Origin of the sequence: Serratia sp. CMO1, from assembly GCF_015689115.1 — a bacterium.
Classification (GTDB): Bacteria; Pseudomonadota; Gammaproteobacteria; order Enterobacterales; family Enterobacteriaceae; genus Serratia; species Serratia marcescens.
In genome coordinates this window covers 2,275,737-2,299,980 of sequence record NZ_CP065032.1, presented here as the reverse complement: position 1 = coordinate 2,299,980, position 24,244 = coordinate 2,275,737, and the positions used below count along the sequence as shown (strand labels likewise).

The 24,244-nt window shown below is 60.3% G+C and carries 21 protein-coding genes; 5 read left to right on the top strand and 16 right to left on the bottom strand.

From position 1 onward, the window contains the following. Nucleotides 1–7: 7 nt before the first annotated feature. Nucleotides 8–439, bottom strand: coding sequence for a DcrB-related protein (locus IT763_RS10995; protein WP_016927810.1), 432 nt, complete (start codon nucleotides 437–439; stop codon nucleotides 8–10). A gap of 234 nt (nucleotides 440–673) precedes the next feature. Here IT763_RS10995 and IT763_RS10990 point away from each other — a divergent pair, with 234 nt between their 5' ends. Both IT763_RS10990 and IT763_RS10985 read left to right on the top strand, forming a co-directional pair. Continuing rightward, on the top strand, nucleotides 674–1,678 hold the full coding sequence (locus IT763_RS10990; RefSeq protein ID WP_049299004.1) for an alpha/beta fold hydrolase: 1,005 nt from the start codon (nucleotides 674–676) through the stop codon (nucleotides 1,676–1,678). 69 nt (nucleotides 1,679–1,747) lie between these two features. Continuing rightward, a complete protein-coding gene (locus tag IT763_RS10985; protein WP_079451276.1) occupies nucleotides 1,748–2,398 on the top strand; it encodes a dihydrofolate reductase family protein in 651 nt (216 codons plus the stop codon). Nucleotides 2,399–2,439: 41 nt separating this feature from the next. Here IT763_RS10985 and IT763_RS10980 read toward each other — a convergent pair whose 3' ends face one another. Then, nucleotides 2,440–4,056, bottom strand: coding sequence for a serralysin family metalloprotease (locus IT763_RS10980; RefSeq protein WP_206195407.1), 1,617 nt, complete (start codon nucleotides 4,054–4,056; stop codon nucleotides 2,440–2,442). 411 nt (nucleotides 4,057–4,467) lie between these two features. Between IT763_RS10980 and IT763_RS10975 the strand changes: the two genes are divergently transcribed. Continuing rightward, nucleotides 4,468–4,821 (top strand): protease inhibitor Inh/omp19 family protein, encoded by a 354-nt coding sequence (locus tag IT763_RS10975; RefSeq protein WP_016927814.1) that lies wholly within the window; start codon nucleotides 4,468–4,470, stop codon nucleotides 4,819–4,821. Between the two features lie 4 nt (nucleotides 4,822–4,825). On the opposite strand, the gene IT763_RS10970 is transcribed toward IT763_RS10975, so the two are convergent. Next, nucleotides 4,826–5,347 carry a chromate transporter gene (locus tag IT763_RS10970; protein WP_028127817.1) on the bottom strand — a complete coding sequence of 174 codons (522 nt, stop codon included), beginning with the start codon at nucleotides 5,345–5,347 and terminating at the stop codon, nucleotides 4,826–4,828. Then, entirely contained in the window at nucleotides 5,344–5,910 is a 567-nt protein-coding gene (locus IT763_RS10965; protein WP_206195406.1) for a chromate transporter, read from the bottom strand. The genes IT763_RS10970 and IT763_RS10965 overlap by 4 nt, the downstream gene beginning before the upstream one ends. 103 nt (nucleotides 5,911–6,013) lie before the next feature. Here IT763_RS10965 and IT763_RS10960 point away from each other — a divergent pair, with 103 nt between their 5' ends. Further along, nucleotides 6,014–6,928, top strand: coding sequence for a LysR family transcriptional regulator (locus IT763_RS10960; protein WP_206195405.1), 915 nt, complete (start codon nucleotides 6,014–6,016; stop codon nucleotides 6,926–6,928). Here the strand turns inward: IT763_RS10960 and licT are convergent. From licT to IT763_RS10945, 3 genes are read right to left on the bottom strand one after another with little or no spacing between them, the layout of a single operon-like run. Further along, nucleotides 6,913–7,755, bottom strand: coding sequence for a BglG family transcription antiterminator LicT (gene licT, locus IT763_RS10955; protein WP_197788519.1), 843 nt, complete (start codon nucleotides 7,753–7,755; stop codon nucleotides 6,913–6,915). The two genes, IT763_RS10960 and licT, sit on opposite strands and share 16 nt — an antisense overlap. 20 nt (nucleotides 7,756–7,775) lie before the next feature. Then, nucleotides 7,776–9,191, bottom strand: coding sequence for a glycoside hydrolase family 1 protein (locus IT763_RS10950; protein ID WP_049298999.1), 1,416 nt, complete (start codon nucleotides 9,189–9,191; stop codon nucleotides 7,776–7,778). Then, nucleotides 9,188–11,044, bottom strand: coding sequence for a beta-glucoside-specific PTS transporter subunit IIABC (locus IT763_RS10945; protein ID WP_206195404.1), 1,857 nt, complete (start codon nucleotides 11,042–11,044; stop codon nucleotides 9,188–9,190). Before IT763_RS10945 ends, IT763_RS10950 begins: the two co-directional genes overlap by 4 nt. Nucleotides 11,045–11,603: 559 nt before the next feature. Between IT763_RS10945 and IT763_RS10940 the strand changes: the two genes are divergently transcribed. Continuing rightward, a complete protein-coding gene (locus IT763_RS10940) occupies nucleotides 11,604–12,773 on the top strand; it encodes a cupin domain-containing protein (RefSeq protein ID WP_151254802.1) in 1,170 nt (389 codons plus the stop codon). A 37-nt stretch (nucleotides 12,774–12,810) separates the two neighbouring features. On the opposite strand, the gene IT763_RS10935 is transcribed toward IT763_RS10940, so the two are convergent. The 9 genes from IT763_RS10935 to IT763_RS10895 all read right to left on the bottom strand — a co-directional run bounded on the left by IT763_RS10935 (nucleotide 12,811) and on the right by IT763_RS10895 (nucleotide 24,201). Continuing rightward, a complete protein-coding gene (locus tag IT763_RS10935; protein WP_016927822.1) occupies nucleotides 12,811–14,115 on the bottom strand; it encodes a c-type cytochrome in 1,305 nt (434 codons plus the stop codon). An 11-nt stretch (nucleotides 14,116–14,126) separates the two neighbouring features. Next, nucleotides 14,127–14,585: a (2Fe-2S)-binding protein gene (locus tag IT763_RS10930; protein ID WP_004940763.1), complete on the bottom strand. Its 459-nt coding sequence runs from the start codon at nucleotides 14,583–14,585 to the stop codon at nucleotides 14,127–14,129. Continuing rightward, nucleotides 14,585–16,807 (bottom strand): molybdopterin cofactor-binding domain-containing protein, encoded by a 2,223-nt coding sequence (locus tag IT763_RS10925; RefSeq protein ID WP_176063232.1) that lies wholly within the window; start codon nucleotides 16,805–16,807, stop codon nucleotides 14,585–14,587. The genes IT763_RS10930 and IT763_RS10925 overlap by 1 nt, the downstream gene beginning before the upstream one ends. A gap of 201 nt (nucleotides 16,808–17,008) precedes the next feature. Then, nucleotides 17,009–17,833, bottom strand: a complete 825-nt coding sequence (locus IT763_RS10920) for a M55 family metallopeptidase (protein WP_206195403.1) — start codon at nucleotides 17,831–17,833, stop codon at nucleotides 17,009–17,011. Nucleotides 17,834–17,849: 16 nt separating this feature from the next. After that, the gene (locus IT763_RS10915) at nucleotides 17,850–18,905 is read right to left on the bottom strand and encodes a P1 family peptidase (protein ID WP_021504539.1); all 1,056 of its coding nucleotides are present in this window, start codon (nucleotides 18,903–18,905) and stop codon (nucleotides 17,850–17,852) included. Between the two features lie 334 nt (nucleotides 18,906–19,239). Then, nucleotides 19,240–21,339, bottom strand: coding sequence for a peptidase domain-containing ABC transporter (locus tag IT763_RS10910; RefSeq protein WP_206195402.1), 2,100 nt, complete (start codon nucleotides 21,337–21,339; stop codon nucleotides 19,240–19,242). Beyond that, nucleotides 21,332–22,606 carry an HlyD family secretion protein gene (locus IT763_RS10905; RefSeq protein ID WP_206195401.1) on the bottom strand — a complete coding sequence of 425 codons (1,275 nt, stop codon included), beginning with the start codon at nucleotides 22,604–22,606 and terminating at the stop codon, nucleotides 21,332–21,334. The genes IT763_RS10910 and IT763_RS10905 overlap by 8 nt, the downstream gene beginning before the upstream one ends. Nucleotides 22,607–22,865: 259 nt before the next feature. Continuing rightward, the gene (locus tag IT763_RS10900) at nucleotides 22,866–23,189 is read right to left on the bottom strand and encodes a hypothetical protein (RefSeq protein WP_239511172.1); all 324 of its coding nucleotides are present in this window, start codon (nucleotides 23,187–23,189) and stop codon (nucleotides 22,866–22,868) included. A gap of 268 nt (nucleotides 23,190–23,457) precedes the next feature. Next, nucleotides 23,458–24,201: a sulfite exporter TauE/SafE family protein gene (locus IT763_RS10895; protein ID WP_206195400.1), complete on the bottom strand. Its 744-nt coding sequence runs from the start codon at nucleotides 24,199–24,201 to the stop codon at nucleotides 23,458–23,460. Between the last annotated feature and the right edge of the window lie 43 nt (nucleotides 24,202–24,244).

The following is a 24,244-nucleotide window of genomic DNA, read 5'->3' as shown; positions in this document are numbered from 1 at the left end:
TTCATCGTTAGGCCGCCCGATAGCTGTTCAGCACCTGCTGCAGCAGCGCGTCATCTTGAGGCGTCAGCTTGCGCGCCATCGCCAGGGTGAACACCAGCACCCGCCCCTCCGCCAGCGCAAACACCGCCTGGTTCTGCCAGATGCGTTTGCCGTCGCGCAGGTAGCTGGCGCGCACCCACTCACCGGCGGCCAGCCCATCGCCCAGCGACGCCGGCTCGCGGCTTTTGAACGCCCAGCCTTTCAGCCCCTGCGCCAGCGCATCGAGCTGGCGGGTGACGTAGCCTTCCAGGTTCTCCGCCGGCTGCAGCGCATCGCGGGAAATATTGACTGAGGGGGAAACATCATCGCCGGCCAACAGGACGTTGACCGTGCGATCGGCATAGCCTTCCGGCAAAGCGACGCTGCCTTCGCTGAAAGCGCAGCGGGATAAAGCGGACATGCGAGGATCCTTTTGCATAAATAATGCTTAAGCATCGCATAACTTAGCCTTGAAATAAAACCATCAGGCGTCGCCAATGTTGCACGGCGTGACCGCGTTCACTGTGAAAAAGAGCGTTGCCGGAATCTGGCCGGGAATCAAACCGTCATATTACAGAATTATCTGAAACCACTGGCGCGCCAACGCCTTGATTGTGGCTATACTCGGCTCTCGTCCGTTTTTCAGGAGATCAGGATGCTGAGATTCACCCGTAGCGCGCTGCTGTGCGCCGCGCTGGCCGCGTTCAACGCCGGCGCCGCCGAAACGCCGACGTTCGGCCCGGAACTGCAGGGCTTTCACTACCCCTACCCGTTGCAGCAGTTCAGCTTCACCTCGCAGGGGCAGCCGTTAAAGATGGGCTATATGGACGTGCCGCCGGAAGGCGCCGCCAACGGCCACACCGCGCTGTTACTGCACGGTAAAAACTTCTGCGCCGCCACCTGGCAGGACACCATCAAGGCGCTGAGCAAGGCCGGCTACCGCGTCATAGCGCCGGACCAAATCGGTTTTTGCTCCTCCAGCAAGCCGGCGCATTACCAGTACAGCTTCCAGCAGCTGGCGCAAAATACCCACGGCCTGCTGCAGAACCTGAACATCAGCAAGGCCATCGTCATCGGCCACTCCACCGGCGGCATGCTGGCCACGCGCTACAGCCTGATGTATCCGCAGGCGGTGGAACGGCTGGTGATGGTCAACCCGATCGGCCTCGAGGACTGGAAGGCGAAAGGCGTGCCGTGGCGCAGCATCGATCAATGGTTCGCGCGCGAGCTGAACACCACCGCCGAGGGCATCCGCAATTATGAGCAGCACACCTACTACGGCGGCCGCTGGAAGCCGGAGTACGATCGCTGGGTGGATATGCTGGCCGGGCTGAACAACGGGCCGGGCCACCGCCTGGTGGCGTGGAACTCGGCGCTGATCTACGACATGATCTTCACTCAGCCGGTGTATTACGAGTTCAAGGATCTGCAGACGCCCACCACGCTGATGATCGGCACCGCCGACACCACCGCCATCGGCAGCGATATCGCCCCGCCGGCAGTCAAGGCCAAAATCGGGCATTACGCGGTGCTGGGCAAGCAGGCGGCGAAACTCATCCCGCACGCCACGCTGATCGAGTTCGCCGGGCTGGGCCATGCGCCGCAAATGGAGGAGCCGGCGCGCTTCCATCAGGCGTTGCTCAAGGCGCTGCAACCCTGAGCGGCCGGTTGGCGCGGCCGCCGCACGGCGGCTAAACTTTCAGCTGGCACTCAATTGCAGGAGACAGCCATGCGACAGATTATTGCCAGTGCGTTCGTCAGCCTCGACGGCGTGATGCAGGCGCCCGGCGGGCAGGACGAAGACCGCAGCGGCGGTTTTCGCTTCGGCGGCTGGACCGCGCCCTATTGGGATGACGCCGTCGCGGAAACGATGAGCGATCTTTTCTCTGCGCCTTTCGATCTGCTGCTCGGGCGGCGCACCTACGATATCTTCGCCGGCTACTGGCCGCATATCACCGACGAGGCCGACCCGTTTTCCGCCGATATCGCCCGCACGTTCAATCAGGCGGCCAAGTACGTCGCCACCCACCACGGCGAGACGCTGACGTGGGAGAACAGCCAGTGGCTGGGGCAAGACATCCTCGCCCGGCTGCGCGAGCTGAAGCGCACCCAGGGGCCGGTGCTGCTGGTGCAGGGCAGCAGCACGCTGATGCAACAGCTGCTGGCCAACGATCTGGTGGATGAACTGCGCTTGCTCACCTACCCGGTGCTGCTCGGCGGCGGCAAGCGGCTGTTCGATGACAACGCGGCGCCGGCGGCCTTCACGCTGGCCCACTCGGTGGTCTCGCCCGGCGGCGTCATTGTGGCTCACTACCGCCGTGCCGGCGCGGTGAAAACCGGCTCTTTCGTGGCGGAAAGCGCCGCGGCGGCCCAGTCGTAAAAAAAGGGCCGGTCGGCCCTTTTCTCTTCCCCTTCCTCACCTCAGGCAAACAAAATATCGCTCTGCTCCACCTGCCCGACCACGTGGATCTTGAAGTCGGCGGCATAGCTGTTGCTCTGGGTGTTCATCAACAGATCGGTGGTGCCGTTGAAGGCGTCGAAGTTGAGCTGGATCTCGCCTTTCTGGCCGCTGAAGGCGCTGCCGCTGTCGATAAAGCGCAGCTCGCTCAGGCTGTTGTTGAAGCGCAGGCCGGAGAGATCGATCTTGTCGATGCCGTGCTCGAAGTCTTCAATCACGTCGAACGCCGCCACCGTGGACTCTTTGGCGTTGAGATAGACGAAATAGTCGGTGAAGTTATTGGCGTCTTTGCCGCCCCACAGATGATCCGCCCCCAGGCCGCCGTACAGGATATCGGAGCCGGCGTTGCCCGCCAGCAGGTTGTCCTGATCGTTGCCGATGATCACATCGCGCCCGCTGCCGCCTATGGCGTTCTCGATGATCGCCCCGCGCGCGATGGCGACGTTCTGCGTGCCGCCGCCGACGCTGGAGAACGCACCGTCGTTCAGGTTGATCATCTGCTGCTGGCTGTAGCCGGAGAAGTCCAGCGTGTCGTTGCCGCCGGCGTCCCACACCGCGAAGTTGACCGGTTTGCCGTTGTCCGCCGTGGCGGTCAGGAAATCGCGCCCGGTGTTGGAGTTGAAGCCGTACACCGTGTCGCCGGTGCGGGTGTTCATGTTGGCGCCGTACAGCTTCTGGATCGCGGCAATGTCATCCACCATCGGGCCATAGCCGTACACCCCTTTGGTATCGGCGCCGGTATAACCGGCGTTGAAATAGCTCATGATCGAGTATTGCAACGAATCCTGATAATAGGCGGCATCGTTCTGGTAGCTCGGGTTGCCCAGCGACGCGTCATAAGATCCCGGGTGCGCCAGCCCCAGGGCATGCCCCAACTCGTGGGTGAAGGTCTGGCTGCTGAAGTCACCGCTAACCGGCGCCTGATGGGTGGCGAAGTTTTTGTTGAACCACACCGTGCCCGCAAAGGCGTTATCGCTGCCCGGTTTGGAGCTCGGCGGGTAATAGGCGTACGCGTTGATGGCATTCGGGCCGCTGCCGGCGGCGGTGCTGCCGTCGGCGCGCTGGGTGAAGTACGCGAAGGTGATGTCCGAGCGGTGGTTGATATCGGTAGACGCCGCTTCGGTAAAGGTCACGTTCGCCACGTCGGCCCACGCCTGCATCGATTTCAGCGCCTGAGCCTGCGCCGCCTGGGTCAGTGGCTGCAGCCCCTTGTCGCCGTCGCCGGTCTGGCCGATGCGGTTCAGCGCGCTCTGCGTCAGGAAGGAGTAGGTCAGCGCCACCGACTGATGATACACCTGATCGCCGTTGTGCGTCAGGCCCGGCCGCGTCAGCTGATCGGCGGCGCGATCGAAGCTGAAGTTATCGCGGATTTTACCCAGGTTGTCGATGGCTGCCCCGCCGCGCTGATTGCTGTACAGGTTAGCGTTGTCCAGCGTGAACAGCGCGCCGTAACCCAATCCGTCATAAATGCTGCCGGGCTGGTGATAGTAAAACTGATAGTTATGATCGTTGGGGGATGTGGCGCTCAGGCTGGTGAACTCATCGTCATCTTGCAAAATGTCGTTGTGGCGACTGCGCATTGTATTCTCCTTTTACACAATAGGAACCCACTCGCTTTGTAAGACTACTCATCAGTCGTTCTAATCTAAGCCAAGGCTTAGGAATGACCAGTATAGTGACTCACCCCGCTGGCGCGAGCCCGCCCGGCCTGGCTTCACCACGCCGGGCATTGAGTTGGAGATACGCGTAACAATTTGTATTCTCACTATATTAATGAGAAAAATGAGCGCATTAACGGGTTAATTATTCGTCTTTTTGCGCATTTTATCGCCGATTGGATCAGAATAATCGAGGATTAAAAAACCTAATCCTTCCCTCATCATCAAGATGGGTACGTGCTAAAGTGTGAACGGACAGCCGAAAGGAGTGACCCGATGCCAACCCATTTCCTTATGCGCGCCTTGCGCCGCGCCAGCCTGACAGGAGTCGTTATGAGCATATTGTGCAGCAGTGCCCTGGGCAGTTCACTGCCGTTGCTGGAACCCGCCGCGCTGAAGGGCGACTGGCAGCTCGCCGCCATCGGCGACGGTAAAACCGTCTGCGAGGTGCAGCTGAGCGACGAAGCGGTCGCCAACACCAACGCTTTCCGTTTCAGCGCCTCCGCCCAATGCCTGCAGCCGCTGGCGCTGCACGCGCTGCCGGTCGCCTGGCGGCCGACGCCGGACGGCATGACGCTGACCGATGCCGAAGGGAGCATGGTGGCGTTTCTGGCCCTGACCGCGCCGAAGCGCTATGAGCTGATCGACCGCAACGGCCCTTCGCGCTTTGTGCTGATCCCGCGCTAACCCTTCAGGCGAACAGCAACCCGAGCAGCGCACCGCCCGCCAGCACCCACAGCGGATGGAGGCGCTTGCTCATGCTCAACCCCGTCGCCAGCGCCACGATTGCCGCCAGCCGCCAGCTGGGCGCGGAAGCCTCGGCGATCAAGATACCGCTGGCCGCCACCAACCCCACGGTCAGCGGCACCAGCCCGGCCTGCACGATGCGGCGCCACGGGCGATCCTTAAAGCGCCGCCAGGCGCCCATCACCAATAGCGTAACGATAGAAGACGGCCCGAACTTGGCGATCGAAGACACCAGCAGCCCCGCCCAGCCGGCGACGTGCCAGCCGACCAGCGGCACGATCATCATGTTCGGCCCCGGCGCGGCCTGCGCCATGGCGAACAGCGCGCTGAACTCCTGGGCGCTCATCCACTGATGCACCTCCACCACCTGCCGCTGCATTTCCGGCAGAATGGTCATTCCGCCGCCGAACGCCAATAAAGAAAGCTCGGTGAAGATCAGCGCCAACGCCATCAACACCCCGCTCATGACGGCCACCGCCACATCAGCAGAATGCTCAGCGGCGCCAGCACCAGCATGGTCGGCAACAGCGGCAGGCGCAGCCAGGCGATAGCGATCAGCGCCAGCGCGACGATCGCCAGCGCCGGCCATTTACCGCGCAGCGGCAGCAGCATCTTGATCCCGGTCGACAGCAGCAGCCCGGCGGCGGCGGCGGCCAGCCCGGCGAACACATGCTGCACATGCGGATCGTTTTGGAAACGGGCGTAGACCATACCCAGCCCCACCACGATCGCCGTCGGCGCGCTGATGAGGCCCAGCAAGGCGCACAGCGCGCCGCGCAGCCCGCGAAACTCCATCCCCACCGCCACCGACAGATTGATCACATTGCCGCCGGGCAAAAATTGGCCCAGGCCGAGCAGCTCGGTGAACTGTTCGCCGCTCAGCCAGCGCCGCCGCTCCACCAACATGCTGCGCGCCAGCGGCAGCACGCCGCCGAAGCCAATCAGCCCTAGCCACAGAAAGCCCAAAAACAGCTCCGCGTTGCCCGGCGCTGCCGCCGGGTGCGGTTTTAACGTATTGATATCTGACATGACATTGCCATTCCACATCGCTTGTTTTGATGTCTGGTATCATGCGCGCCGCCGTGCCATGATGTCTAATGCATTCCGGAAAAACCAAAGATACCTTTGAGGTATGGCTATGATCGAACTGCGTCGCCTGCGGGCATTCGTCACCGTAGTGGAAGAAGGCAACATCACCCGCGCCGCCGAGCGGCTGTTTATCCAGCAGCCGCCGCTGACCCGCCTGTTGCAGGGGCTGGAAGATGAACTGGGCGTGAAATTGTTGCAGCGCCTGCCGCGCGGCGTGCGCGTCACCGAAGCGGGCGGCGTGTTGTTCGAAGAAGCCCGCGCCCTGCTGGCGCGCGCCGAGCGCCTGCGCGAAGCGGTACAGCGCGCCGCCCGCGGCGAGCAGGGCTATATCGCCATCGGTTTCACCAGCTCCGCCGCGCTGCATCCGTTCGTGCCCAACCTGCTGCGCCGCTATCGCGATATCCTGCCGGGCATCACTACCCAGTTGGAAGAAGCCGGCAGCGGCGAACTGATGGAGGCGTTGCTGGAACAGCGCCTCGACGCCGCCTTCGTGCGCTCGCCGGCCAACGGCATTCCCGGCCTGAGCGTCGAGCCGGTGCTCAGCGAGCCGATGATCGTCGCCCTGCCGCTGGGCCACCGGCTGGCGCAAGAAACGCAGCAACCGCTGCCGCTGGCCGAACTGGCCCACGAGGCGTTTATTCTCTATCGCCGCCCCGCCGGTCAGGGGTTGTACGACGCCATCCTGGCCGCCTGCCACCGCGCCGGCTTCAGCCCGCGCATCGTGCAGGAAGCGCCGCGCCTGCCGGCCACCCTCAGCCTGGTCGGCGCCGGGCTGGGGTTGTCAATCGTGCCCGGCTCGATGCGGCGGCTGGGCGGCGACGGCATTGTCTACCGCACGATCGCCGAAGAAGCGCAGCTCAGCGCCCCGCTTTACCTGGCGCTGCGCCATAGCCCGGCCTCGCCGATCGTCGAGCGCTTTCGCGAACTGGTCGCCGAGGCGGTTCAGGCCTCGGGCTGATCGGTGATGCGCGTCAGGTGGATCATCAAATACAGCAGCTCATCGTTCGACATCTCCATTTGCAGCAGATTCTTCACGTAATCGCGGATCAATAGCGCGCCGCGATAGGCATGCGGGTACTCGGCCATCATCTGGGCAAACAGAAAGTCGGCCTTCGAGGTCATCTGTTTGCCGTCGAGCATGCGCTGGATAAAGAACTGCATATGCACTAAAAAGCGCGCGTAGTTCAGCGAATCGGTGTCGATATTGAGGCGAAAGTGATACTTGATGATATTGAAAATATCTTTCAGCATCTTCACCGCCAGCAACGTGTGCTCCATGTTTTGCACTTCGGTCTGGCCGTTGACCAGGTGAAAGGCGATATTGCCCGCTTCCTCTTCAGGCAGTTGGATATTCAGCCGCTGGTTAATGTAGGCCAAGGCTTGCAGCCCCACCGCAAACTCTCGCGGGTAGAAACGCTTCACCTCGAACAGCAGGCGGTTTTGGATGGCGATACCCTTGTGATGACGTTCGATAGCAAAACTGACGTGATCCGCCAGCGTAAAGAAAATCTGTTCATTAATGTTGCCGTTCAGTTGGCGATTGGCCTCACTGAGGATCATCTGCACAATTTCGATGTGCTCCGTCGGGGCAGTTTCAATCAGCCGCAGGTAATCCCGCCCCTTTTGCCCCTCCTGCACCACATACACTTTCTCAATGGCGGCCGAGTTGATCTCGTCTCCGGTTTTGCTGTTAAAACCAATTCCCTTGCCCATGACGATAACCTCACGGTTATCGTCGTCCGCGGTTAACACCAGACTGTTGTTGAGCACCTTAATGACTTTCATCGTCTCGGCCGTCACCTTGCTTATTTGCCCAACCGGCCATTGGCGGCGATAAGCTGCCGATACCAGTCAAAACTGCGTTTTTTGATGCGCCGCAGATCCTTAAGATCCCGTTCTCCGCGGTTCACGTAGATAAATCCATAGCGCTTTGCGTAACCTTGATGCGTGCTGACGACGTCAATCGCCGCCCACGGGCAGTAACCGAGCAGCTCGACGCCATCGTTGATCGCCAGCCGCATCTGTTCGACATGCTGCCGCATGAATTCAATGCGATAGTCGTCGTCGATAGTCTCATCCGCCCGCAATTCATCCGGCGCGCCAATGCCGTTCTCCGTGATCAGTATCGGCAGGTGATAGCGCTCGAAGGTCTTGCGCAGCGTTAAGCGCAGGCCAACCGGATCGATCACCCATCCGTAGCGCGTCTTGCCGACAAACGGGTTTTCCGCCGCACGATACACACCCGGTTCGCCGAGCATAATTTGCTGATCGCCGGCGCGTGCGCTCACGTCTGAACCGTCGCCGCGGCTGGCGGCGATCGTGGCGGTGGAATAGTAATTGATCGCCACATAATCCGGTCGTGCCGCCAACAGCAGCGCCGCGTCCTCCGGCTCCCTGTCCGGCGACCACCCCCGATCCTCAAGGTAACGCCAGGCCAGGGCGTTATAGCGGCCATGCACCGCCACATCGAGAAAACTCCAACAGCGCAACGTCTCCCAGTTATGAGCGGCAATGGCATCCAGCGGATTACAGGTCTCCTGATACATCGAGGTGGTATTGATCGCCGGGCCAATTTTCCCGCCGGGACAGCGCTGATGGCATAATGCCATGACTTTGGCCTGAGCGACCAACATATGATGACTCTGCTGATACAGCGTCCGTTTGTCAGGCAACGCACCGCCTTTGGGCGTGCCGATAGCGCCGGGGTGCAGGATCATAGTGTTCTGTTCATTGATGGTGAGCCAATACTTCACCCGATCGCCGAAGGCGTCGAACAGCACGCCGGCATAAGTGACAAAAGCCTCGATGGTGGCGCGATTGGACCAGCCGCCCTGCTGCTCCAGCACATACGGCAGATCGAAATGATACAGCGTCACCACCGGCTCGATGCCGTGCGCCAGCAATTCGTCGATCAACTGCCGGTAAAACGCCAACCCCGGCGCATTGACTTCGCCGACGCCTTCGGGCAACACGCGCGTCCACGCAACCGAAAACCGGTAGGCCTTTAACCCCAGTTCTGCGAACAGCTTCACATCCTCGCGAAAGCGATGATAGTGATCGCTGGCCACCGTAAAATCCGCCGTGCCTGCGGGATGTTCGAGCATATCGACGATCGACGGGCTTTTGCCGTCTTCATTCCATGCGCCCTCCACCTGATAGGCGGAAGTCGACGCGCCCCAGAGAAACTCGGCGGGAAAATCGTGCAAGCGTTGATAAATCATGCCGGCTCCTTATTGGCCTTCAGCGCCATAATCGTCTCACCGGCATGAACGCCATGCGGCTTAGGTAACACCTGAACCTGAAACGCTTCGCTGTTGACGATCAATACCGGCGTCGTCAGATCGAAGCCCAATGCGGCGATCGCGCCGATGTCAAAACGCACCAGCTCGTCGCCGGCCTTCACGCGATCGCCGATCTGCAGTCCGGAGTCAAAGTGTTGGCCACCCAGGTTTACCGTGTCGATGCCGATATGCAGCAACAGCTCCGCGCCGTTGTCCCCCTTGATGCCGACCGCATGTTTTGACGGCAGGAAAGTCACGATCTCGCCGTCCAGCGGCGCACGCAGCACGCCTTCCGACGGTATGATCGCCATGCCCTGGCCCAACAAGCCCTGGGAGAAAACGTCATCGTTGACCTGATCCAACGTCACGGCTTTGCCGGTCAGCGGGCTGAAAACCGGCGATACCTCGTCGGCCGCCGCCACCTGAGTCTCGTCGTTCGTCTCCTCGACCGGATCGTCGAAGCCAAGGATCAAGGTCAGGGCAAAGGTCACGACGATGGCAATGGCGCAAGTGATCAGCGCGTGCACGATATTCATCGGGTTCTCACCGATAAACGCCGGCAAAGCGGCCAGGCCAGGAGAAACGAAGGCATAACGCACCAACCCGCTCAACCCGGCGTAAATGCCGGCGCAGCCACCGCCGATCATCGCCGCGATCAACGGTTTGCGCAGTTTCAGCGTCACCCCGTACAGCGAGGGTTCAGTGATCCCCAACAACGCGGTAAAACCGGCGGAGGACGCCAACTGGCGCAAATTCGTGTTCTTGGTGCGGAATGCCACACATAGCGTCGCCGCACCTTGTGCAATATTGGACGCCAACATGCCCGGCCCGTTAATCATCTCAAAGCCATTCTTGGTCAATTGGCCGGTGGCGATCGGTGTCATCGCCCAGGCGGTGCCAGTGATCACCAAAAATGGCTGCAGCCCGCCCATCAACATAGGAATCAGCCAGCTGGCCTTGCCATCGACGATCGCCGCACCGGCGGCCACCATGTCATTGAGGAAAATGCCGAACGGCCCGACCACCACCAACGCCAGTGGCGCGGTGACCAGCAGCACGATCATCGGTTTGGTGAAGAACTTGATCATCGTCGGCGAAACTTTCTCGGCAAACCGCTCGATATAGGACATCAGCCACACGGTAAAAATGATCGGCAACACTGAGCCGGCATAATCCGCCAGCCGCACCGGAATGCCGAGAAAATCAATCGCGGCGCCCGCCGCCTGCATCTGAGCCAGATTAGGGTGCAGCAACGCGCCGGCGAGGGTCATCGCCAGGATGGGATTGCACTCGAATTTTATCGCGGCACCGTAAGCCAACAGCACCGGCAGGAAGAAAAAGGCCGCATCGGCGAGGGTATCCAGCAATCGATAGGTCGTGCCGGCGGGATCTATCGCCCCGGCCAGCTTGAGGATCGCCAGCAGCGCCTTGATCATCCCCGCGCCGGTAATGGCCGGGATCACCGGGGTAAAGGTCGTGGAAATCACGCTGATAATCCGTGACACCACGCCACCTTTCGGCTGCTGCTTTTGAGCGCCGGTTTGCGGCTGGCCAATCTCCTTTTGCAGCACGCGGAACGTTTGCTGCACGTTATTGCCGACCACGATCTGAAACTGGCCGCCTCGCACCACCACGCTGATAACGCCCGGCAGGGCTTCGATCGCCTTCGAATCCACTTTAGCGTCGTCGTTGAATTCCATACGCAAACGGGTCGCGCAGTGCGTCAGCTTGCTGACGTTGCCTTTACCGCCGACCCGCGCCAATATTTCTAAGCCAAGTTTTTGATAGTCCATCGTCTTCCCCGGTAAAATGCAAAAAAAAGACCAAAATGGAAATGCGCCTCATCACAAGGAGAAGTGCATTCCTATTTTGGTCTTGCCTGCTTTAGCAGTAACACGCCGCAATAAAAATGGTGTGCGGTCTTCTCGACCGCGCTAAAAGTATCACCATACTCGCGAATACTCGGCAATAGCCAGACGTCAGCGTTGTGAAAGGCGTCACGATTTAGCGTAAATGCACTGCAATGTCGCCGCTGCACGCTTTTTGCGCACACCCATAGCGCAATCGGAAGGAAATAACCCAAAATAATGCGTTTCATTGACACTTTGTTTATTTAATTACAGGGGGAGATTAATTCATATCCATGACTATTGAGATTAACAATGAATAATTAAACCCGCTCTCACTTAGTAACAAACGCAAACAAATAAACGCCTACGCAATACATTCCAGCCGCTAGGATTTAAGGGTCACAGCCTATTCCCGCCGATGACAAAAATCATTTCAATGGCGATCGCGCCTTCCCCGTCGCCTGCTTCTGCAGGCGCACGGCTTTATATTGGAGAAAATGCTATGCTATCGCGTCGTGATATATTGAAAGTCTCCGCCGTCAGCGCGGCCGCCGCCGGCATGATCGGCGGCATCACCAAAAATGCCGCTGCCGACGACCATCGCAATATCGTGCCCCCCAGCAGCTATCAGCCGCCTGCCGATGCGCAACATCTCTATAAATACAAATTCACCGACAGCAAAAAACGCAGCCTGCCCAGCGGCTGGGCGCGCGAAGCTACCGTCGAGCAATTCCCGATCTCCGAAGGCGTGGCGGGCGTCGACATGACGCTGGAGCCGGGCGGCGTGCGCGAACTGCATTGGCACGCCATCGCCGCCGAATGGGCATTCATGCTGGAAGGCCATGCGCGCATCACCATCCTCGATCCCGAGGGAAAATGTGAGGTGGCGGATTTCGGCCCCGGCGACGTCTGGTATTTCCCGAAAGGCTACGGCCATTCCATTCAGGCGCTGGCGGACGGCGCGCATTTTATTTTGGCGTTCGATAACGGCCATTTCTCCGAATTCGGCACCTTCAGCATCACCGATTGGGTGGCGCATATGCCGAAAGAGGTATTGGAAAAAAGCGTCGACATGTCGGCGGCAGTATTTTCCAAGGCCAAACAGGGCGAAGCTTATATTGTCGGCGGCGCCGTTCCGCCCACCTTGCCATTACCGAAAAGCGACGGCGGATTAAATAATGCCCCGCTGACCCACCGCTATGAATTAATGAAGCAAAAGCCGTTCTTTGAAAATGACGCCGGCAGCGTCCATTTGGTGTCGTCGAAAGAATTTCCCATTTCCACCACCATGACCGGCATCATCGAGATCGTGAAACCCGGCGCGATCCGGGAATTGCACTGGCACCCCAACGCCAACGAATGGCAATACTATATTGCCGGCAAAGGCCGCATGACGGTGTTCAGCTCGCACGGCCACGCGCAGACGGAAGAGTACGCCCCTTCGGACGTCGGTTACGTGCCGCAGGGCTTCGGCCATTACATCGAGAACATCGGCGATGAGGATTTGAAGGTACTGATCGTGATGGACAACGGCATTTATCAGGATATTTCGTTGTCCGACTGGCTGGCGAAAACCCCGGCCTACCTGCTGGCGGACAACTTCAATAATCAGGTTGAGGACTGGCAGGATAGACCGAAAGACAAACGGGTGATGTCGCGGCGCAGCCGATAACGCCGCGGCGAGGGAGAATCTCCCTCGCCGCTTTTCGTTACTGCTTGCGCTGCTCCGCCACCTGTTTGGCGGTGACGCTGCCCTGCTTATCGCCGAAGTGGCCGACCACGAAGTTGGCGACCGCCGCCACTTCCTCGTCGGAATACGCGCTGCCGAACGACGGCATCATCTCATGCCGCTCGCCGACGCTGATGCTCGTCCCCTTCAGGATAGCCTGCACCACGCTGCGCCCCTGCGGATCGTTCACCGCCGTGCTGCCCACCAGCGAAGCATACTCGCTCTGGCGGCCCGGCCCGTTCCACTGGTGGCAGCCGCTGCAGTCGTTGGCGAACATCCGCCGCCCGAGCGAGCTGTCTTGCCCGCCCGGCAGGATCGGGGTGGAAGCCCCCGCGCCCTTCGGCTGCAAGTTCACCGCCGCCGCGCTGTCGCCGGCGATGGGTTCGATGTCGCGCAGGTATTTCACCAGCGCCAGATTATCTTCCGGCGTCAGGAACTGCAGGCTGTTTTCCACCGCTTCCGCCATCGGACCGGCGGCGCTGCTGCGCCCCGGCGCATGGCCGGTGGCCAGATATTGCGACAGTTGCTGGTCGCTCCAGCCGCCGATGCCGGTCTGTTTGTCCGGCGTGATGTTGGCGGCGAACCAGCCCTGCACCACTTCACCGCTCAGGTGCTTGCTCTGGTTAAGACCGAACCCCAGATTGCGCGGCGTATGGCACTCGCCGCAGTGGCCGAGCGCCGTCGCCAGATAGGCGCCGCGATTCCACTGTTCATCCTTGTTGAGATCCGGCGCGAAACGCTGCTCCTGGAAGAACGCCAGGTTCCAGAATTTCATGCCCCAACGCTGGTTGAACGGGAACGACAGCTCGTTTTGCGGGTTGGCCTGTTTCACCGGCGGCAGACTGAACAGATAATCCTTGATCGCCAGCACATCATCGCGGCTCAGCCCGGTGTAGGAAGTATAAGGCATCGCCGGATACAGGTTGCCCTGTGGGCCGATGCCCTCACGCACCGCGCGCACGAACTGATCGTCGCTCCAGTTGCCGATGCCGGTTTCCTTGTCGGCGGTGATGTTGGTGCCGTAGATGGTGCCGAACGGCAGCTTGAAGGCGAAGCCGCCCGCATAAGGCGTGCCGCCCGGCGCGGTGTGGCACGCCACGCAGTCGGCGGCGCGCGCCAGGTACTCGCCGCGCGCCAGTTTGTCGGTCATGCCGGCCGGCGCCCCGGCGATCGGCGCCGCAGGCTCAGCGCCGGTGGGCCGCAGCAGCGTATACAGCGCGTATCCTCCCGCCAACACCACCACGGCGATAATCAGCCATAACAGCCCTTTCAAGGCATTGCTCATCGCATCTCTCCCTAACCCAACGCCTTGGCGGCCTGGTGGATGGCGGCGCGAATGCGCACATAGGTGGCGCAACGGCAAACGTTGCCGCCCATCGCCGCGTCGATGTCCGCATCGCTCGGATCCTTGCTTTGCGCCAGCAGCGCGCTGGCGCTCATGATCTGGCCGGACTGGCAGTAACCGCACTGCACCACGTCCAGATCAAGCCAGGCTTCCTGCACCGCCTTGCCTTCCGGCGTGGCGCCCACGGCTTCGATGGTGGTGATTTTTTTGCCGACGGCGGCGGAGACCGGCGTCATGCACGAACGCACCGGCACGCCGTCCAGATGCACGGTACAGGCGCCGCACATGGCGATGCCGCAGCCGAACTTGGTGCCGGTCAGGCCGGCTTCGTCACGCAAAAACCACAGCAGCGGCATGTGCGGATCGCCCTCAAAGGTCAGCGGCTGATCGTTTACGGTTAAATGAATCATCAGGTTCTCTCCTTGTCAGACGCCGGATTCGCAGTGGGATTATGCAGCGGCAGGCTCAGCGAAGTGCGTGGCCGCCCGAGCAGCGCCAGCGCGTTGCCGACCGCCGGGGCGATGGTCGGCACCCCCAGCTCGCCCACGCCGGTCGGTTTCTCGGTCGAGGGCACGATGATCACCTCGATCTCCGGCATCTCATCGATGCGCAGCGGGCGGAAGTTATTGAAATTGGACTGTTCGACCACGCCGTCTTTCAGCGTGATATTGCCGTATAGCGCCATGCTGAGGCCGTAACCGATGCCGCCCTCGATCTGCGCGCGGATCACGTCGGGGTTCACCGCCACGCCGCAATCCACCGCACACCACACTTTATGCACTTTCGGGATGCCGCCCTCGCCGATCGACACCTCGGCCACCTGCGCCACATAGGTATCGAACGCCTTGGCGACGCCCACGCCGCGCGCGCGCCCGTCTACCACTTTAGCGCCCTGCCAGCCGGCGGCTTTCGCTACCGCCCGCAGCACGCCCGCCGCGCGCGGCGCATCGCCCATCAGCGCCAGCCGCCCTTCGACCGGATCCTGGCCGGTTTCCTGCAACAGCTGATCGATAAAGCTCTCCACCGCGTGGCCGGTGTGGGTGCTGGCGACCGACCGCAGAGAGGTGGTCGGCACCTTGCCGGGCACAATATGCGCATCGCAGCGGAAGGCTTCGAAGGTGTATGAGACCTCGCTGGCGCCCTCGACCATCATCTGATCGAGGCCGTTGACCACCAGCGCATCCATCGCGCTGTGGCGCGTCCAGGAGTGGCCGACCACGGTATCGGTCCAGCCCACCACTTTGCCGCCCCGAATGGCGCCGCGCAGGCGGTGCAGGATCATCGGGCGATACCAGCCGTTGCGGATGTCGTCCTCGCGCGTCCACACCACCTTCACGCCGTGGCCGGGGCCGATGCCCTTGGCCGCCGCCGCCATGTCGGCCGCCAGATCCGGCCCCAGCGTCGGGTTGCCTAAATCGATGCGCCGGCCGAAGCTGCCGCCCGCCAGAATGGTTTCAATCTGCACCTTGTCCGGCGGCAACTCGAACAGATCGCACAATTGCTTGTGATCGAGCGTCTGGATTTGGCAGCCGTAGCGCGCCTTGACGCTCTCGCCGTCCCAGAACAGATAGCCGTCCAGCGGCTCCATCGGCGCGTGCGCGACGTACGGGAAGGTGTATTCGGCCTCGATCACCTTGTCGGCCTTATCGAACACCTCGTCCGGCTTGCCGTGGCTCTTCGCCACCACGCCGGTTTTCTGCGCCACCTGGCGGAATTCGGCGTAGATCTCCTCGGTGTTGCGCCGTTCGGCCTGCGCGTCGTCCCAGGTGACCCGCAGCCGTTCCCGCCCCTGGATCGCCGCCCAGGTGTTTTTGGCGTAAACCGCCACGCCGGTGGCGACCTGCTTCACCGCCACCACGCCCGGCACCGCCAGCGCCCGCTCGGCGTCGAAGGTCGCCACTTTGCCGCCGAAACGCGGCGGTTTCTTGATGGTGACGGTCAGCATGTCCGGCTCGTGGATATCCTGCGAGAACTGCGCGCTGCCGTTGGTTTTCGCCAGCGAATCGACGCGGTGCAAACCGCGCGTTTTGCCGATCAGGGTGAAATTGGCCGGATCCTTCAGCGTCAGGCTAGCGGGATCGGGCGGCGGCAGCGTGGCGGCCAGCGCGGCGAATTCGCCGAAGCCCGCTTCGCGCCCGCTGGCGGCATGGCGGATCTTGCCCGCCTGCACGGTGATTTCCTGCGCCGAGGTTTTCCAGCTCTGCGCGGCGGCCTGCACCAGCAGCGCGCGCGCCATGGCGCCCATACGCCGCATTTGCTCATAGGCATTGGCCACCGAGCTGGAACCGCCGGTGCCCTGGAATCCGAAGGCCAGGTTTTTGTAGATATTGGTGTCCACCGGCGCGGCCACGACCCGCACCTGTGCCCAATCGGCATCGAGCTCTTCGGCGACCAGCGTCGCCATGCCGGTATAGACCCCCTGGCCCACTTCGGTGTGTTTACTGATGACGGTGACGACGCCGTCGGCGCCGATCTGAACGAAGGCGTTGGCGTCTAACGCCGCCGCGCCGGAGGCGGTCGGGGCAGCCGAACGCGCCAGCGCCCCGGTGGACGGCAGATAGGCGCCGATCACCAACGCCCCGGCGCCGACGATAAACCGCCGCCGCGAAAGCGGAACTTGGGATATGCTCATTGCTCATGACTCCAAAAAAACCGAAGGCGTCACTGCCTTCGGCGAAACAAATCTTGTTATGGGAATGGCTTGTCGCGTCCGTCAGGTGATATAGCGCAACAGAGCAATAATTAGCGTAGCCTATTATTCAGCAGGCCTAATCTTGATAAGGGATTTTCTGTTGGAGAATCGTGCGGTGCGGGCGGGAACCCGCACCGGGAGTCAGCTCTGCGTCGCCGCCAGAGAGGAGAAGACGCTGAGCAGGTTGATTTGCGCCGCCATGTTGTCGCTGTCGAAGGCCACGGTGAGCGCATCCTGGCGCTCCACGCCGGGCACCAGGCTGAACAGATCCGCCAGCACCGGTTTGGCCGCCATCAGCGTCAGCCGGTAAGGCGGCATGAAGCGGCGCTCCACCGGCAGTCTGGCGCCCTGGCGCACCTGCTGCATCGCCCGCTCGCGGATCTCCGCCCGCGCCCGCTGAGGGCTGAGCGATTCGGCGGCGGTTTGCGAGATGGCGCGTTTTACGCAAACATAGCCGGATTGCGGATAACGTTCAGCGATCCAGCGTTGCAGCTCGTCGTCACCGCTCACCAGCCACAACGGCACGTTCAACTCGGCCGCCGCCGCCGCATACAGATCGCTTTCGCCTACCACCTCGCCGTTCAGGCTGACGCGGTAAAAGGCCCGGCCATTGATGGTATGCGCCAGCACGCCGCGTTCGCCGGCGGCGCTGTGATAACCGATACACATCAGGCCATCGTAACGTTGATGCTGCAGCCCTTCCACCATCGATAACCCGCGCGGTTTGCCCTGCACCAGACGCGCCCGCGCATCGATGCGATCGGCGCGCAGGTTCTGCATCATGGCGTGGCTGTCGGCCACCGTCACCTCGGTGGCGCCGCCGGCAAAAGCGCCGTCGATGGCGGCGTTGACCTCCTGCTCCATCAGCTCGCGCGCCGCCGCATAGTCAGCATGAGCCGGGTTGCACTGCTCCGGCCGCATCACGCCGGCAATACCCTCAATATCCGCAGAGATAAAGACTTTCACATCACACTCCCGTTATTTAATTTGCCGCCAGCCGATCGAGCAGCGGGCCCAACGCCATACGATCGTGCTGCTGGAAACCGCTGACGCCTTCCGCGCTCAGCAAGGCATCCAACACCGCGTATTCGGTGGCGTCCGCGGCGGCCGCAAACAGCGGCTCCAGCCGCTCGTCCGGCAACGTCGCCCCCAGCAACCGGGTGGAAAACGCCAGCGCGATATCGCCGGAGCCGTGCCCCCAATGGCTGCCTACCCGCCCCAGACCCGCGCCCGCGCGGCGGGCGATGCGGTTCAGCTGGCGGCTGTCCAGCGCCCGATCGCAGGCGATGATGATGATGACCGAACCGGCGTCCACCTGCGGCGGCGGGTCAGCCAACAGTTTGCCCAGCGCCTGGCCGACGCGCACGCCGCTCAGCGTCAGCGAGTCGAGGGTGCCGAAATTGGCCAGCACCAGCACGCCGAGCGTGGTGCCAAGCCCAGGGCAATAGCGTGAGGCGGTGCCGATGCCGCCCTTCAAGCCGAAACTGCTCATGCCGCGCCCGGCGCCGACGCTGCCGCGCGCAAAGCGGGTGGAGTGGTTATCCAGCGCGCTGAAGACGTGCTCCTCACGCACCGCCATCGCCTGAATATCGTTGAGGTAGCCGTCGTTGCACTCCAGCACCAGGGGGTTAATGGTGGCGCTGCCGCGGCCGATCTGCGGGTAACGCAGACAGCTGCGCCGCACCATGGCGTTGAACAGCGTGCCGACGGCGAAGGTGTTGCTCAGCAGAATAGGCGTTTGCAGCACCCCCAGCTCGTTCAGCTGCACCAGCCCCAGCGGCTTGGCGAAGCCGTTGAGCACCGCGCTGCCACACGGCAGCGGCTGGTTAAACAGATCGCCCGGCGGCACGATGGCGGTAACGCCGGTCTGGCATTCGCCGTCGGCCAGCGTGTGATGCCCGACGCTGACGCCCGGCACGTCGCACAGTGTGTCGGTCGGGCCGGCCGGATAGCGCGCGCCCGGCAGGCGGCGATGGCGCCGCCAATAGCTCAGCAGATTGTCGAGGCTTTGTTGTTCAAACGCCTGGCTGTCTGTCATGGTTCCCTCATCCGCCGTCAGCCCATCAGAAAACCAGAATATCGCGCAATGCGCCGCGCCGTAAATTGAAAGCCGAAGCGAGCAGCAAAAATAGCCTTGCCCCGTCGCTGTTCATTGCCTGCACCACTTTGCGTTTGCGACCGCCCCTCTACGCCAGCCCGCGCGCCACCGCCCCGGCTAGCGGGTACGATAATCGCCGCTTCGGTTATCGCCATGCGAGGAGAACAGCCCGATGAAAGCAATCGTCATTGGCGGCGGCATCGGCGGCCTGAACCTATTGGGTTTTTAGGGGGAAAAACAGTGTAAATGGCCGGTGCCGCGGGTGATATCCCCCTTATCCAAAATGTATAACTCGATCTGCCGACGCAATGGTCGTTTCACGATGGGCAATGATCAGCTTAGTGATATTGAGTCTCTTGATGGCCTGATTCACCACAGCTTCGCTCTCCTTATCCAGCGCGCTGGTGGCCTCATCCAGAAACAAAATAGCCGGTTTTTTGTAGATTGCCCGGGCTATGAATAGCCGTTGTTTTTGCCCGCCGGACAATCCTTCCCCCAACTCGCCAATCAGTGTTTCATATCCCATAGGCATGCGTAAAATCACGTCATGCAGATAGCTGGCACGGGCACAGGCTTGCATCCAGGCATCGTCCACCTCGTCCGCGAACCCGCAGATATTTTCCCGGATCGAGCCGGAGAACAGTTTGTCGTCCTGCATCACGCAGGCAATCATTTTGTGGTAGTTGTTGATGCCGAGCTGCCGGATATCGACGCCGTTCACCTCAACCCGCCCCGAATCTGGAGTAAACAGTCCGCACAGCACCTTCATCAACGTGGTTTTGCCGGCGCCGGACGGGCCCACGATGGCCACGCTTTCGCCTGGCGCAACGCTGATGTCCAGGCCATCAAAAATAGCCGGTGACTGGCTGTCGTAACGATAGCTCAGGGCATGGGTCGTCAATCCCAAAGGTTGCAGGCCCGCCGTGTATGGGTGATCGGGTTTACGCGCCTCCCGCGGATGCAGGGCGATATCAGCGATGCGCTCGTTATGCAGGCTCATCATGCGCAGCTGCAGCAAAAATTCCGTCAGCGACCCGATGCGGTCGGAGAACTGCCCCCGAAAGGCGCCGAACGCCACGAACATGCCGAGGGTCATCTGGTTATCGATCACCAGGCTGGTTCCCAACCACAGAATGACGATCTGGTCGCACGCCGCTATAAAGGTGTTGATCCCGCCAAGCAGCATGTCCATCCTGGTGACGCGGATACCCGTGTTGATAGTGTCAATTTCAAGGTTTAGCCAGTGGGCGATGCGGCGTTCTGCCATACCCTGCATCTTGACGGTAGCGATACCGTACAGCGTTTCCATAAAATACGAGCCGGCCCGCGCCTCTCTCACCAGCGCCTCCTCGGACAGCTGACGGTAATATCCATAGGTCAGCAGCCGCATCAACACATAAAGCGCGGTGAAACTGAGCACTACCCAGGTCAGCCAGCCGCCATACAGCACCATCATCACCAACACACCGATCACCATGATGCCGTCCATGATGGCGCCGACGATACTGGTGGTGAAAGTGCTGCGCAGCGTATCCAGCGAACCGAAGCGTGATTGAATGTCACCCAGCTTACGCCGTTCAAAGTAACCGAGTGGCAGGCGCAGCAGATGGGTGAACAACCCGGACTGCCACTGCACGTTGATAAGCGTCGCCATGACCAATCCTGACCATGCCCGCACCATGCCGATGGCGGCCCGCAACAAGATAAACAGCATCAATCCGGCGCAGATGAGCGACAGTAACCCGCGATCTCCGGCAGGAATAGCGTGATCCATCACCAGTTGCGTGCCGATGGGCATCACCAGGTTGATGGTTTCGAATACCAGAGACAGGCAAAAGATTTTGCCGAGCGCCCGCTTGAGGCCATGCAAGCTGCCGATCAGCGTGCGAAGATGAATGCGATGGCGGACGCTGTCGGCGGTGAATTCGCTGCCGGGCCAGGCCTCAAGCGCTACGCCGGTGAAACTGTGCGACAGTTCCGTCAGGCTGACGATCCGGCGCCCGCGCGCCGGATCGTGCAGCACGGCGCGGTGGCCTTTGACGCTGACCAGCACCACGAAATGGTTGAATTCCCAGTGCAGAATGCAGGGCAGTTTTAGCGCGCCGAGTTCGTCCAGATCCAGAGACAGGGGACGGGTGCTCAACCCCAATTGCTCGGCGATACCGGTCAGTCCAACCAGCGTTGCACCGCGGGATGACAGGTTGAACTGCCGGCGCAGCGCGATCAGGTCGATGTTTTTGCCGTAATAACCGCAAATCATCGCCAGACAGGCCAGCCCGCATTCCGACGACTCGGTCTGGTGCACCATCGAAACCCGGTGGCGCAACCGCAGATCCAGTTGGCTGACCCGTTGTTTGAATGTGGTCCTACTCATTGACTGGCCCCGTCGCGCTGTGTTTCATGTCGTAGAACGGCGACAGCATCCATTGATACATCTTCCTTTTTTCCAGAAACAGAGTACTTTGCGCTTTCATGCCGTTTTCCAGGCTGAGGCGTTTACCGTCATAGGCAATGGCCTGTTTCTCCGGCATGACGATCACCTTGTAGTACGGCCCGGAGGCGGTCAGCGCCGCTTTGGGCGCTCCCTGGTAGGTCAGCATTTCCTGCGGTGAGGCCGGGGCTTTGGAGATGACGGACACTGTGCCGGCGAACTGGCCGAACTTCTCCGCCGGAAAGGCGTCATAGCGCACATTGACCTTATCGCCGGCGGCAATGTAGGGGATGGCGTCGTTGGGCACCCACAGTACCAGGGCATAGCGATCGATGTTTTGCGGAATAATCTGCAGCAGACTGTCGCCAATGTTGACCATCTGGCCAACCGTGACGCTCAGCGAATCGATACGGCCTCCGGCCAGCGCGCGAACGATAATATCGCCAGTGGCATCTATGTTTTGCCGCTCCTTTTGCAGCTCGAAGCGCTGCAGCTCCATCTGGTAGATCTGGTTGTCAAACTCAGCGGCCTGGGTATGGATCTGGCTCTCCAGCGCGGTGATCTGCAACGCATTCTGTTCGTTCTGGCCGGACAGGCCCAGCAGGTTGTTCTGCTGCTGGTAATACAGCGCCACCTGATTGGTGAGCTGATCCTTATTGATCAGCCCCTGGGTCTGATAGTGCCGGTAGTTCTCCATGTTTTCCTTCATGATGCGTATCCCTTCCTGGGCGCGTTTGAGGATATCAGTGGAGCGGGTGAATGCAGCGGTGTATTGCGCCTTCTGCTGTTTCAGCATGATAAGCGTGGCCTGCTTGCTGCTTTCCAGTCGGTTAATGATTTGCGCAATGCGCGCCAGCTGGCCATCGATATCCCGGCGTTGGTTGTCGCTGAGCACACCGCTACGGGTACTCTTGCTGACGTCGATCTGGTAAACGGGGGCACCGGCGGCAATGACCTGCCCTTCGGTGACGAATTGTTTGACCACTATCCCCTGAACGGCGGAATAGACATTGGCGGCCCGCGGATAAGTGCTGATCTCACCGGTCACATTGACCCGCCGGGTATAGGTGCCGGCGATCGCGAAGGTGAGAAAGACGATGAAGAAAAACAGGCAGAGCCCTGTCGTGCCCCAAACGGGAATACCGGGTAGCAGGAGTGCCCGGCCACGCCATTTCATTTTCTGATTATCGATCGCTTCCTGGCGAAACATGATCAGCGTCCCTTATTGATAGCTAACATTCAAATTCACAGGCTATTGTATTGACAATAAAACAAGCAGAAGGTCAGTTAATTTTGGTGAGAGGATATGAAACCATTAAAATAAACACCTTTAAATCTTCTGAGTGATCCTAGCACCAATAAATTTTCATGAACGTATTTTTCACCCTATGGCAGTATCATATCCAGAGGAAATCAGAGAGATCCAGTTCGACAAGCCGTTTTATTTTTAAATCCAACAGCATCTACTTCTAACTCATTTTCATCGTGGCAAAATAGACGATCGTCATAATAATAACACAAATAGAACAGAACAATAAATCACCTGAAAAATTTCTCAATGAATACAAATAATCATTGCTGTTCTTATTTAATTTGTTAATAGCATCGTTTTCGTTATCAGCCTCTACTTCGATATGATGCTTTCTGAATCCCTTCCGCTTCATATTCTTAATAATTTCTCGTGTAACCACTTCCTTTCTTAGCACTTTTGATTCATCACTCTTTATAAAAACAACATATCTATTCATCATATACCCCATCTCCGTTATCAGACGCTCTTTTTCCACTCCCATCGCGATCCTGCCATCCACCCGACACCGCATCGAATTGGCTGCTTAAGATTTCCTTCATAAATACTCTCCTATGGGTTTACTGGTTTTACAGTCATTAAAAACAGCTGTAATGGCAAAAGTAAAACACACTAATAACAATCCATAACCATCCTGTATTTCATAAAAAAACCAATAAGAAAGTGTGTTCTAAACATTGCAAGCCATCATATTAAAATAAAACCCAGAATAATATACCGAACCTAATTACACGCAGATGTTATCGATTCAATTAATTGAATCGCCAAATAATCTCAACGCCCAAGATTAATAACCCTATAAAGAAGAGGCGGCGGAACAGCTGCGGGCGCCAATGACGACGCACCCTCTCCCCCAGCCACATGCCGGCAAGCGCCGGCAACAGCGCCAACAGCGAACCGCCGAGCAGCGTAGCGGGCAGCGCCTGATGCCAGGCTAATCCGGCGGCCAGCGCCAGCGTCGAGACGGTGAACGACAACCCCAGCGCCTGCACCAGATCGTCACGCGCCAGGCCCAACGCATTCAGGTAAGGCACCGCCGGAATGACGAATACCGCGGTGGCGCCGGTCAGCGTACCGGTCACCAGGCCGCACAGCGGCCCCAGCCAAGGCTCTGCCACGGCGGAAATGCGCCAATCAAAACGGGTGAATCCCAGCAGCGCATAGCCGATCAGACACATGCCCAGCGCCAGCGGCGCCAGGCGGCCGTCGATGTCGGTGAGCGCGCCGGCGCTCAATAACGTGCCCAGCATGACGCACAGCATCATCGGCCATAGCCGCCGGCATAGCGCCCCCAACCGCGGCCCGCACAGCAGTTGCCACAGGTTGGTGATCAGCGAGGGCAACAGCAGCAACGCGGCGGCCTGCCCCGGCGGCATCATCAGGCTGAGCAACCCCATCGACACCGTCGGCAACCCCAGACCGATCGCCCCTTTGACCGTGCCGGCCAGCGTAAAAATGCCCGTCAGGGCGACAATTTCGAGTAACGTCAGCGACATGCGTCTATCCTTATGGCGAATCAACGGCTCGATTGTGGCCAGC